The organism is Fervidicella metallireducens AeB, from assembly GCF_000601455.1.
In the GTDB taxonomy this organism is placed as follows: Bacteria; Bacillota; Clostridia; order Clostridiales; family Caloramatoraceae; genus Fervidicella; species Fervidicella metallireducens.
Window position 1 is genome coordinate 24290 of the sequence record NZ_AZQP01000030.1, and the last position, 11765, is coordinate 36054.

Consider the following 11765-nt stretch of genomic DNA (forward strand, 5'->3'; position numbering starts at 1 on the left):
TTATTTATCAGGAGAAAAAATGATGTATTTGCAAATGCACGGACAAATAGACGATGGAGAGTAAATATAAGTTACGACCCGCCCAATATGAACTGCATTTATGTCTGTGGCGATAATCTTAAGGAATATGAGAAATGTTTTTTAACAGAGAGCAGTACAAGGTATAAAGATAAAGCAATTGAGGAAATAGAGTATTTATTAGCGGTAGAAAGAATGCAGAAAGATAAGAATAAAGATTCTGTGGCACAAGCAAAAACAAAACTGATTGCAGAAATAGAAGATATTGTAAAACAGGCTGACGAAGATTATAAAAGGGAGACAAGTACTGCAGAGAGCAACAGGCAGAGGGTAAAAAACATAAGGGGAAACAGGAAGATTGAAAAAACAGCAAGAAGGGCAGAAGAAGCACAATATAAGGAACAGGTAATACCGGATTATCAGGATAATTCTTTCATAGAAGCACTTCCAAATCTTCTTTCTCCTCATAAAGTGGTAGAAAAACTGGCTTTTTATCCTCAATACCACCAAAATGAAAGGAAGTTGGACAGCCACTACAGAATTTATATGGTAGACAGGCTTTTTCAAGTCTTTCAGCCCTTACCAATGAACATAGAACTGGAAAGAAAGATATCACGTACCATGCGTCAAGGGTATGTTTTCCGAAATCCGTTTGAAAGCAAATTGGCTCAGGGTTTTTGCAGAGACTACTATGGAATGAATCCTGTAAATTCAAAGGATGATGACGTATTTTATCCATCATCCTTTGGATTTACTCTTATAGGCATATCAGGATTAGGGAAGACATCTTCATTAAAGCGTATACTAAATATGTATCCACAAGTTATTGTTCATTCGGAGTATAGAGGCATCCCTTTTTCAGCGTATCAAGTAGTATGGGTAAAATTAGAGTGTCCTCATGACGGGTCCATCAAGGGATTACTGTATGAATTTTTTTCAGAAATAAACAGGCTGTTGGGAACCAATTATTATCAAAAGATGATTAGGACAAGGGCAACAGCAGATGCCATGATGACGGTGATGAATCAGGTAGTTAGAAACTGCTCTTTAGGCATATTAATTATAGATGAAATCCAGCATTTAAGCATGGCTAAATCAGGAGGAAGCGAAAAAATGCTGAATTTCTTTGTAAACCTTGTAAATAATGTAGGGGTGCCAGTTATTTTAGAGGGAACCCCAAAGGCAGTTAAGGTACTTCAGGGGGATTTCAGACAGGCACAAGAGGGTCAGGTCTTGGTGGTGATATGGTATTTGACAGGATTCAAAAAGATGAGGTGTGGGATTTATTAGTAAGTTCTATATGGCACTACCAGTGGACGAGGAAAGAAACTCCCTTTACTCCTGAAATAAGCAGTATTTTATATGAAGAAACACAAGGGATACCTGATTTGCTGAAAAAAGTCTATGCCATTGCTCAAGCCTACGCCATTTCATCAGGAAAGGAAGAGATAACTCCGTATATTATTAGAAAGGTGGCAAAAGAGAATTTAAAACTGATTCAGCCAATGATTACTGCATTGAAGACGAATAATCTGAGAGAGATTATTAAGTACGAGGACATCTATATGGCGGACATTGATTATACTGATTATTTAACACGCACAAAAGAATCTATTAACCTGGACTTGCGGGCTAAAAAGGTAAAGAAAGAACAAAAGAAACTAAGACAAGAAGGTTTTGAAGAGGTAAAAAAAGAGGCTCTGGCAAAACTTGTTGAGTTAGGTGTAGATATTAAAAAGGCACAAAAAATAATTGATGCTATGTCTTCAAAAAATCAAGAATTAGGTACAGATTATATGGTAAAAGGTGTGATAGGACAACTTAAAGATGAAGAAGTGGGAGGAATAGGGAAAAAGGCAATAGGTAAAATGGAAGAAAGAGAATCAAGGCGAAATGCTGTAAACTCATCTGATATTCGAACAATTGTTGAACAGGGGAAAAAGGATAATAAAAGCGCCTATGAGGCTATAAAAGAATCAGGATATATCATTAGTTTTGAAGATGATATTTTTTCTAAGGAAGTGGTATCGTGAACTTCTTTCCAACACCTTATCCAGATGAAATATTATATAGTACATTGGCACGGTATTGCATGAGAAGCGGGAATATAAGAGAAATACACAACTTTGAGGACTTGTTTGGAACAAGGAACTATATAGCAGCAATGGAACTGCCTACACAACTGAATGCATTAATCGAAAATATGCCTGTAAATACAAAATATACAGCAGAATACTTTATCTTTAAGCACACCTTATTTCCTTTTCTTGCAGCATTTATTCCTCAAAAGCGGGCTGATAAAATAATTCAAACTATAAGAAACGGTGAGGGTGCTGTTTCCTACATAAGAGTAGGTTTAATATCAAATTCCATTACCTTAAATAAGTATTTTAGATTTTGCCCCGAATGCTTCAAAGAAGATATAGAGGCATGCGGGGAAACATACTGGCATAGAAGCCATCAGGTTACAGGGGTATTTGTATGTTCTAAACATAAAATACCCCTATATAATAGTACGGAACTTATAAGAGCAGGAAACAGACAGAGATTTATTAGTGCATCTAAGGAGAATTGTAAAGTAGAAAAAGAAATAAATTACCCAGATGATTTAATGGAGAAGATGCTTTGGATGCAAGAGGATGCAGAAATACTTTTAAACAATCAGTTTGGATTTAAAGAGCCTGAATGGTTTCAAAGTCAGTTTCGGGTTAAGTTAGTTGAAAAAGGCTATGCAAGAATGAACAACTATATTCATCAGAAGAAATTAAAGCAAGGTTTTGTAGACTTTTACGGACATGAATATTTAAAACTTGTTCAATCTCCTGTATCAAATAATAGTGGAGGTTGGCTATCAGATATGATACGAAAAAATAATAGAACAACTTATACAGTAAGATATCTATTATTAGCGAGGTTTCTTGATATTCCTGTCGCTGATTTGTTTAATATAAAACTTGGTTTTAATGATGAAGATGAGAATAATATTGATACTTATCAGGAACTGTGGGACCAGAGACTGATAGAACTTGCCCAGTCAGGATTATCGATTAGAAAAATTGCAGAAGTATTAAAATCATCCACCAAGACAATTAGAAAAAGTATCGATAGACTTGGAATTGAAGCATTTTGGAAATTTAACGGCGGTGGAAAATACCTTCACAAGAAGTATACCGATACTGAAGAATTTAAAATAAAAAGAGAAAAGTATAGAGAAAAATGGCGTAAACTTCACGCCCAATATCCCGATAAAAGTAGTAATCAGATAAGAAGAAATAATGATGGATTATATGATTGGCTGAAAAAATATGATGTTAAATGGCTGGAAGGGAACTACCGCAGGATAAAAACATCAGTAAAGACTGTTGATTGGGCTAAAAGGGATGCTGAACTACTTCCAAGAGTGAAGGAAGTGGTAAAGGAAATGAAAGAAGGTAAGCCTGAGCGTATAACTTGGACAACGATAGGGAGTAAACTAGGGATTAGCGGATGGCTTTCTAAAAAGAGAGAAAAACTACCGTTAATTAAGGTATATATAGAATCCGAAGTTGAAAGTATAGAAGAATTTTATATAAGAAAAATTAAATGGGCTGTAGAAGAATTAGAAATGCAGGGAAAAGAAATAACGCTATGGAGTTTAGCAGAAACAGCAGGAGTAAAGCCAAGGTATATGGGAAGGATTTATAAGGAAATTAATCAAATATTAGATAGTAGGGGATGTAGTTGTAATTTTAAATGGTAGGTATAGGTCATATATAAGGATAACAAGTTTCTTTATGTGGTTTCTATATGAAGTATGAATAATAAATTTATATTATGGGAAATAGAGGAAATTGAAGATTCATATCGAATAATATACTATAAAGAGTATTTTTTGTCAGTAACTTTTAGAAGGTTGGGGTGGATAAGGATGGATGATAAATCTTTTGCATCTGAAATATTGGAGAAAACAATAGATAAACTAAATCTACAACAAGATTGGTTACAGGAGTATAGTAATATTTTTAAAGACTTGTTTGAACAAAATAAATATGATAATCAGGAGGAGATTTATAAGGCAATTGAGCAGGGGGTTAACAAAATATGATAAAAAGTATTGAGATTGAGAATTTAAGGGGAATAAGGTGTAATACATATTTAGATTTAGATAACAAATCTTTAATTATTTTTGGTGAAAATGGTAAAGGTAAAAGTTCAATTATTGATGGTATTGAATATGCATTAACAAAGGATATTAAGCATATTTCATCATCATGTAGGGAAGTATCATTACAAAAACATGCTCCTAATATATCCGCAGGTTTTCAAGATATAAAGGTTCAAGTGGAGTTTAAGGACGGGAGTATATTATCCAACCGAGAAGAACCTAAAAAGGATACATTAGCATATAAAATAAATAATAGCGTAACAGGAAACATAAATATTTTAAGACGTTCTCAACTATTAAACGCAGTTTTTGCTCAACCCAAGGAAAGATATGATTTATTAAAACAATTCTTACCACTTGTTGAAATAAATAAATTCGAAAATGCTTCTAAAGGGGTAGTTGATAAGTTTCAAGAGGAATTAAGTAATCTCCAAACAGAGATTGTTAATCATAAGAAGAGTATTCAGGCTACTCTTGATATAAAGGATTTAAATTCAGTTACTACTGACAATATTACCTCAATACTTATAGATAGAGGCAAGCAATTTAATTTAGAAGTTCTAAAGAATTTAGAGGAAATACCAGAATACATAAAAAAAGTTGATGATTATGTAAAAAGCATGGGTAATATAAGTCAGGATGTAGTTATAAGAGGTCTTTTAAATTTATTAAATGAAGTAATTGATAAAAAATCACCTGAACAGTTTGCAAAAATAATTTTCGATAATATCAACTCAAAACTTGATTTGGTTCAGAAACAAATGATTGTTTTTTATGAGGAATTTCTTACTACTGGTATTCGATGGTTACAGGAAGATAATAAATCATTATGCCCATTTTGTGAAAGTCCGATAGATGTATCAAGTGTTATAGAAAGAGTAAATAAGAGAATAGATGAAAATTCAGAGTATTCAACAATTAAAAAGGAATTCCAAAGAGATTATGATATATTGCAGTCAGAACTTAAATGGTGGAAAGATAATGTAGTTAAGATTAGAAGTATAAATAAAGAACTTAACGATGAAAATATTGAATATTTATGTAAGATAATTGAGGATAATATTGAAAAGTTCATAAAATTAGTTCCTAAAAGTATACAAGAAAATATTATTGAAAAGAATTTACCAAATTGGGACCAATCTATTTATCAAAATGCCAATCATCTAAAAAATAAGTATATCAACAAGGTGCTTCCAAATAATACTGTATTATTAGTTGACCAAGCAATTAGATTGAAAAATGACTTAAAAGTTGTACATGATAATTTTATACATTTAAATAAGAAAACTAATAAATATAATCTTTTAAATAAAAAATATATAATTACTAAGCAATTTTATGAAGAATTAGTTCGTCAGCGTAAAAGTTCTGTACAAGAAATATACAATGATATTAGAGAAGATATTAATAGTTACTATAATAGTATGCATCCTGAAGAAAATATAGGTGGTATTGATTTAAAAATAAAAGATTCTTCAAGCAAGGGAAGTGCCATAATAGAAGCAAGTTTCTATGAGAAGGATGGTGAGGACCCAAGAGCATATTATAGTGAAGCACATCTTGATACTTTAGGATTGTCGATATTCTTAGCATTATATAAGAGAGAATGTTTGAAAAATAAGGAGTTAAAATTTTTAATTTTAGATGATATATTTACATCAGTTGATGCTGCACATAGAATCAATATAATAAATCTTATTTTTTCTGAATTTAAAGAACATCAATTAATTATTACAACTCACGATATTGTTTTATATAGAGAAATTCTTGAGTTAGAAAAACTGTACGGTGGAAATAGTAAGTTTAAAAATATTGAAATATGCGAGTGGGTGAAAGACGAGGGACCTATACTAGATGATACTAGGTCTGAAATTGAAAAGTTAATACAACTTTCTAATAATCACAAAACAGACAAAAGTATCCTTGCTTCTGTGACGGGTATTTTCTTAGAATTACTCTTATCAAAGTTACGATATTCTTTGCAGTTATCGATTCCTGCTAAGTATCAGGATAAATATACAATTGCTGATATTTGGAATAATCTATATTCAAAACTAAAGAAGAATAAAGAATTTTATAATTTAAACTCAAAAGTATTGGATGCTATAAATAGTTCTAAATTTATAAGAAATACAAATGGGTGTCATTACAATGAGTGGGCACAAGGAGTATCTAAGGATGAAATAAAACAGTTTACAAATAATGTAATAAGTTTTTATGAGATAATATATTGTAGTAATTGTAATTCCTTAATAAAAAAGAGTAATGATAATGAAGATTATCAATGTAATTGTTCAAGGTTACAATATCAAAAAAGCAAATTGTTAATTTCATAACTGTTGGATTGTGTGTTGGAGTCAAATGAAAACATTTATTCATAATATCATCAAGCTTTAAAACCTTTTTTTCCTTAACACTGTATCTATATCTCCATTAAATAAACTTCTTTCATTTTGTAAATTCTTTTTAAAATGCAAATAAAGTTCTTGCAGAAAACATGGTTTATTAGGGTCAAGAAAAGCCCTGTAAGCCATTTTTTTAGAAGTTTTAAGGGATAAGGAACAAGGAATAAGGCTCGAACCCAGTAAAATCAATAGATTAGAAGAAATCATGAGAGAAAAAATGGAGAGGAGAAATGGAAATAAAACTCCTTAATCCTTCCCCCTTAACCCTTTTCCCTACAAGCACTTTATTTTCATTTTTTGCCCCAAAAATTGAGGAATGAAAGGACTTTAAGAGATAGGAAACAGGAAAAAGGGTACAAATGGGAAATAAGGGATAAGATAACAGGGCGGTGGTATCAAGGGTTTGAGGGGTGTTGGTGAAAGGAGTTTATTTGAAAAAGGAAAGAAGTTTGTTTGGATTACATACAGATAAATTTAATTTTGTATGAGTTATAAGAATTTTATATAATTTAATATATTATAAAAAAGACCATAGTTCAGGATAACAATTTATCTCTGAATAATGGTCTTTTTTATGGTTACATTGTATATATCAACCTTAAAATGGAAATAATGTATATAGATTCATGTTAAGGGGATGATTATATGGAGAATAATGGACAGGTTTCAACTACATGGTTAATAAACAGGGCAATAAAAAGTATCAACAATATCAAGCTATCCAGTGTCAATGAAGATTCAGAAATCGTCCGTGAAATACGAGACGCTTTAAATGAGCTGGAAAGTATAAGGATATACTTTGACACAGTTAATGAACCAGACTTAATTGATTATGCTATTTACAGGGAGAAGGCAGCAATTATAAAACTTTCATATCTATTGAAAAAGGCAAAATGTAAAGCTGGGGCATAAAAAATAATATATACCTTCAATGCTGCATATATATTATTGAGGATATACTGGTATTGGAGGGATAAGTGTGCCTTTAAAGTTTGATACAACGGTTGTTGTTTATCTGGGAGTAATTATATTGCTTCTTATAATAATATCCATAATAAAAAGTAAAAATAACCCTATTGCGTTAATTATAAAGGGTGGATTTAAAATTATAATTGGCGGAATTGTTATCTGTAGTATAAACTGGCTAATGAATATACTAGGGGTTAAGATAAGTTTTCCCCTTAATCCAGCTACTGCAGCGATGGTGGGTTTTTTAAATGTTCCTGGATTTATTTTAATGGTAATGATTAAATATTTGATTTTTCCATTATAGCACCTAAAAAGGTGCTTTTTTATGTTTAAAAAGAATTTTTAATTGGAATACTATAACTGTTTAATGTAACGGAGTTGCTGTTAAATGGTGTTCCTATTTTGTCATGTTATGTTTTTTTTAGTAGGAAAATACCTTAACCTTGACATGGAAAAATCACTCTGTTACAATTTAAATTGTCAGCTGTTATATTCAGAAACTTAGCAAAATGGCAATTAATTTGTCTGGAACAATCTATTTTTAGAAAACTGTATTAGAATATAACAGCATTTAAAAAACTGTTATATAACAATAACATCTTTTAAGGTGAAGGGAGGATATCCTAATGGCAAAGCTTGTAGAAATCCGTTGGCACGGACGTGGTGGACAAGGCGCTAAGACAGCTTCATTATTACTAGCTGAAGTTGCATTTAAGACAGGAATGTATATTCAGGGATTTCCTGAATACGGCCCAGAAAGAATGGGTGCTCCAATAACAGCATACAACAGAATCAGTGATGAACCACTAAGAGTTCATAGCAATATCTATGAACCAGACTATGTTGTAGTAGTTGACGAAACTCTTATTAAATCTGTTCCTGTAACAGCAGGATTAAAGAAAGATGGAGCAATAATCGTTAACACTTCAAAGACTCCAGAAGAAATAAGAAAAGAATTAAAGTATGACGGAAGAGTTTATACAATAGACGCAAGAAAGATTTCAGAAGAAACTCTAGGAGCAAACTTCCCAAATACTCCAATGCTTGCTGCAGTTGTTAAGGTAAGTGGAGTTATATCAGAAGAAGTTCTTTTAAACAACATGGAAGATTCATTTAAGCATAAGTTTGCTAATAAGCCACAGGTTGTTCCAAAGAACATGGAAGCTCTAAAGAGATCCCTCCAGGAGGTGAAGTAACATGAAAGAAAAAATGATGAAAATAACTCCTAACGTTTCATGGAAAGATATTACTCCAGGTGGTGTTATAACTAAATCAGGTAACGCTGAAGAGTTTAAGACAGGAGACTGGAGATCAATGAAACCAGTTTGGCATGAAGATAAATGTAAGCACTGCATGCTTTGCTGGGTTGTTTGTCCAGATAACTCAATAATCCCAGAAGACGGAAAAATAAAGGGATTCGATTTTGATCACTGCAAAGGCTGCGGAGTATGTACTAAGCAATGTAAGTTTGGTGCACTTGACTTTGTAGTAGAAGAATAATTGAGGGGAGGAAACAAAATGGCAAAGAGAGTAAGCTTAAGCGGTAACGAAGCAGTTGCTTATGCAATGAGACAAATAAATCCAGATGTAGTTGCGGCTTTCCCTATAACACCTTCAACAGAAGTTCCTCAATACTTTTCACAGTTTGTTGCAAACGGACAAGTAACAAGTGAATTCGTAGCTGTAGAATCAGAACACAGTGCTATGAGTGCTTGTATAGGAGCTTCAGCTGCAGGCGGTAGAGTTATGACTGCTACATCATCATGTGGTCTTGCACTTATGTGGGAAATGCTTTACATAGCAGCTTCATCAAGACTACCAGTTGTATTAGCTGTTGTTAATAGAGCTTTATCAGGTCCAATCAATATTCACAACGATCACTCAGATTCAATGGGTGCTAGAGATTCAGGTTGGATTCAAATATATGGAGAAAATGCTCAAGAAGCATACGACAACTTCATTCAAGCTATAAGAATAGGTGAACATCCTGATGTTCAACTTCCTGTAATGGTTTGCTACGATGGATTCATAACAAGTCATGCAGTTGAAAACTTAGAAATGTGTGAAGATGCAGAAGTTAAGGCTTTCGTAGGAGAAAGAGTTGCCCCATATTCATTACTAGGAGAAAATCCAGTAGCTATGGGACCACTAGATTTACCACCACACTATTTCGAACATAAGAGACAACAAGCAGAAGCTATGAGAAATGCTAAGAAAGTAATTCTTGAAGTTGCTGCTGAATTTGAAAAGTTAACTGGAAGAAAATACGGTCTTTTCGAAGAATATAAAATGGAAGATGCAGAAGCAGCTATGGTTATTATCAACTCAACAGCTGGTACTGCTAAGAAAGTTGTAGATAAGATGAGAGCTGAAGGAAAGAAAGTTGGTCTTATAAAGATAAGATCATTCAGACCATTCCCAGCTGAAGAATTAGTTGCTGCTCTTAAGAATGTTAAGGCAGTAGCTGTAATGGATAAAGTAGATGGATTTACTGGTGTAGCTGCTCCATTACATAATGAAGTAAGATCAGCGCTTTACGGAGCTGCTGAAGGAAAGATAGTTCCAGGATACATCTATGGTCTTGGTGGAAGAGACGTTACTGTTAACGATATTGAATCAGTATACAACGACTTATTCAAAGCAATAGAAACAGGTAAGTACGAAGTTTACAACTACCTTGGAGTAAGGGAATAGGAGGTGCAAAGTAATGCCTAATTTAAAGGAATTATCAAAAAAACCAGCCAGATTAACTGGTGGACATAGAATGTGTGCAGGTTGCGGTGCCCCAATGGTTGTAAATTGGGTACTAAAAGCTCTTAAGGAAGAAGATAAGGCTGTAACTTGTTCAGCAACAGGATGTCTAGAAGTTTCAACATGTCTTTATCCATATACTGCTTGGAAAGACTCATTCATTCACTCAGCATTCGAAAACGCTGCTGCAACAATCAGTGGTGTTGAAGCTTGCTATGTTGCAATGAAAAGAAACGGAAAGATAGATGACACTTATAAGTTTATAGCATTTGGTGGAGACGGTGGTACATACGATATCGGTCTTCAATCATTATCAGGTGCTATGGAAAGAGGACACGATATGGTTTATGTTTGCTACGATAACGGAGCTTACATGAACACTGGTATACAAAGATCATCAGCTACTCCAAAGGGAGCTGATACTACAACTTCACCAGCAGGTAAAGTAATACCAGGAAAGACTCAAACTAGAAAAGATTTAACTGAAATAATAGCAGCTCACAATATACCATATGTTGCTCAAACTGTTCCAGCAATTCCAGGAACTAAGTATATGTTTGACCTATATAATAAAGCTGAAAAAGCTATATACACTAAAGGAGCAGCATTCCTAAATGTATTAACTCCATGTCCAAGAGGATGGAGATGTGACACTTCAACAGAATTAGATTTAATAAAGGCTGCAGTTGATACTTGTTTCTGGCCAATATATGAAGTTGAAAACGGAGTATATAAGCTAAACTACAAACCAGCTGAAAAGAAGCCAATAACTGAATGGTTAAAACCACAAGGAAGATTCAGACATCTATTTAAGCCTGAAAATGAGCATTTAATTGCTGAGATTCAAGCTGAAGTAGATAGAAGATGGGAAGCTTTACTTCACCTTTGTGGAGAAAAGTAATAAAAAAGACGGCATATGCCGTCTTTTTTTATCGCAAATAGGAATGTTAGGTGAAGAAGAGATATTTGTGTCAGCCATGATTTTCTATTAAGGGATAATAAAATATATTAAGTATTTAAAGGGGGAGGTAGTGGGTGGCAATGATATATGTGTTATATACAGTTAATTAAAGCAAATACCCGTTGTAGGACAGACTTTTATTAAGTACTCCAATTATTTTGATTTAAATTCTAATGCATTTTTAAATAATAATCTTAAAAACCTTACCCTTTGAAGGATAAGGTTGGAAGATTAATAATAGGAACACAATTTTTTTAGTATAAAAGAAAGATATATGGTTACAATAAACTTTGCAGGGATAAAAATAACCGATCAACCCTACCGGGAATATCAATACTAGATAGTTGGAGAATTTGAAAGATATAGTTAGTATTATTGATGTAATTTAAAATAATTATGTTCTATTAGGATATTATTACTTTTACATGTGTTATTATATACAAGTCGCCAGAACACGGCGATAAAAAATAAAAAAGTTAGTTGACATAAGTCACTAATCATGATAATATGATTAAGC

11 protein-coding genes are annotated in these 11765 nt (G+C 32.9%); all 11 read left to right on the forward strand.

The window, feature by feature from the left end:
• Positions 1 to 87: 87 nt before the first annotated feature.
• The 11 genes from Q428_RS16735 (at position 88) to Q428_RS09545 (ending at position 11188) form a co-directional block, all read left to right on the forward strand.
• Positions 88 to 1308, forward strand: coding sequence for an ATP-binding protein (locus Q428_RS16735; RefSeq protein WP_242847815.1), 1221 nt, complete (start codon positions 88 to 90; stop codon positions 1306 to 1308).
• Complete coding sequence (locus Q428_RS16740) at positions 1263 to 2051, forward strand: hypothetical protein (RefSeq protein WP_169734717.1); 789 nt, start codon at positions 1263 to 1265, stop codon at positions 2049 to 2051. The genes Q428_RS16735 and Q428_RS16740 overlap by 46 nt, the downstream gene beginning before the upstream one ends.
• Positions 2048 to 3757: a TnsD family Tn7-like transposition protein gene (locus Q428_RS09505; RefSeq protein ID WP_242847816.1), complete on the forward strand. Its 1710-nt coding sequence runs from the start codon at positions 2048 to 2050 to the stop codon at positions 3755 to 3757. Before Q428_RS16740 ends, Q428_RS09505 begins: the two co-directional genes overlap by 4 nt.
• A 168-nt stretch (positions 3758 to 3925) precedes the next feature.
• Positions 3926 to 4102: a hypothetical protein gene (locus tag Q428_RS15445; protein ID WP_161633616.1), complete on the forward strand. Its 177-nt coding sequence runs from the start codon at positions 3926 to 3928 to the stop codon at positions 4100 to 4102.
• Positions 4099 to 6498, forward strand: coding sequence for an ATP-binding protein (locus Q428_RS09510; RefSeq protein WP_035380387.1), 2400 nt, complete (start codon positions 4099 to 4101; stop codon positions 6496 to 6498). Before Q428_RS15445 ends, Q428_RS09510 begins: the two co-directional genes overlap by 4 nt.
• A 714-nt stretch (positions 6499 to 7212) precedes the next feature.
• Positions 7213 to 7479, forward strand: a complete 267-nt coding sequence (locus Q428_RS09520; protein ID WP_084478272.1) for a DUF2508 family protein — start codon at positions 7213 to 7215, stop codon at positions 7477 to 7479.
• Between the two features lie 67 nt (positions 7480 to 7546).
• Positions 7547 to 7840, forward strand: coding sequence for a pro-sigmaK processing inhibitor BofA family protein (locus Q428_RS09525; RefSeq protein ID WP_035380391.1), 294 nt, complete (start codon positions 7547 to 7549; stop codon positions 7838 to 7840).
• Between the two features lie 322 nt (positions 7841 to 8162).
• A complete protein-coding gene (locus Q428_RS09530) occupies positions 8163 to 8732 on the forward strand; it encodes a 2-oxoacid:acceptor oxidoreductase family protein (RefSeq protein WP_035380393.1) in 570 nt (189 codons plus the stop codon).
• 13 nt (positions 8733 to 8745) lie between these two features.
• Positions 8746 to 9036 carry a 4Fe-4S binding protein gene (locus Q428_RS09535; protein ID WP_423219586.1) on the forward strand — a complete coding sequence of 97 codons (291 nt, stop codon included), beginning with the start codon at positions 8746 to 8748 and terminating at the stop codon, positions 9034 to 9036.
• An 18-nt stretch (positions 9037 to 9054) separates the two neighbouring features.
• Positions 9055 to 10230: a pyruvate ferredoxin oxidoreductase gene (gene porA / locus Q428_RS09540; protein WP_035380395.1), complete on the forward strand. Its 1176-nt coding sequence runs from the start codon at positions 9055 to 9057 to the stop codon at positions 10228 to 10230.
• Positions 10231 to 10243: 13 nt separating this feature from the next.
• The gene (locus Q428_RS09545) at positions 10244 to 11188 is read left to right on the forward strand and encodes a thiamine pyrophosphate-dependent enzyme (protein ID WP_035380396.1); all 945 of its coding nucleotides are present in this window, start codon (positions 10244 to 10246) and stop codon (positions 11186 to 11188) included.
• Positions 11189 to 11765 lie beyond the last annotated feature (577 nt).

Coding starts and splice junctions, on each gene's coding strand:
- Q428_RS09530 (WP_035380393.1), top strand. CDS start 8,163: ATGGCAAAGCTTGTAGAAATCCGTTGGCACGGACGTGGTGGACAAGGC.
- Q428_RS09510 (WP_035380387.1), top strand. CDS start 4,099: ATGATAAAAAGTATTGAGATTGAGAATTTAAGGGGAATAAGGTGTAAT.
- porA (WP_035380395.1), top strand. CDS start 9,055: ATGGCAAAGAGAGTAAGCTTAAGCGGTAACGAAGCAGTTGCTTATGCA.
- Q428_RS09545 (WP_035380396.1), top strand. CDS start 10,244: ATGCCTAATTTAAAGGAATTATCAAAAAAACCAGCCAGATTAACTGGT.
- Q428_RS16735 (WP_242847815.1), top strand. CDS start 88: ATGAACTGCATTTATGTCTGTGGCGATAATCTTAAGGAATATGAGAAA.
- Q428_RS16740 (WP_169734717.1), top strand. CDS start 1,263: ATGGTATTTGACAGGATTCAAAAAGATGAGGTGTGGGATTTATTAGTA.
- Q428_RS09520 (WP_084478272.1), top strand. CDS start 7,213: ATGGAGAATAATGGACAGGTTTCAACTACATGGTTAATAAACAGGGCA.
- Q428_RS09535 (WP_423219586.1), top strand. CDS start 8,746: ATGATGAAAATAACTCCTAACGTTTCATGGAAAGATATTACTCCAGGT.
- Q428_RS15445 (WP_161633616.1), top strand. CDS start 3,926: ATGGATGATAAATCTTTTGCATCTGAAATATTGGAGAAAACAATAGAT.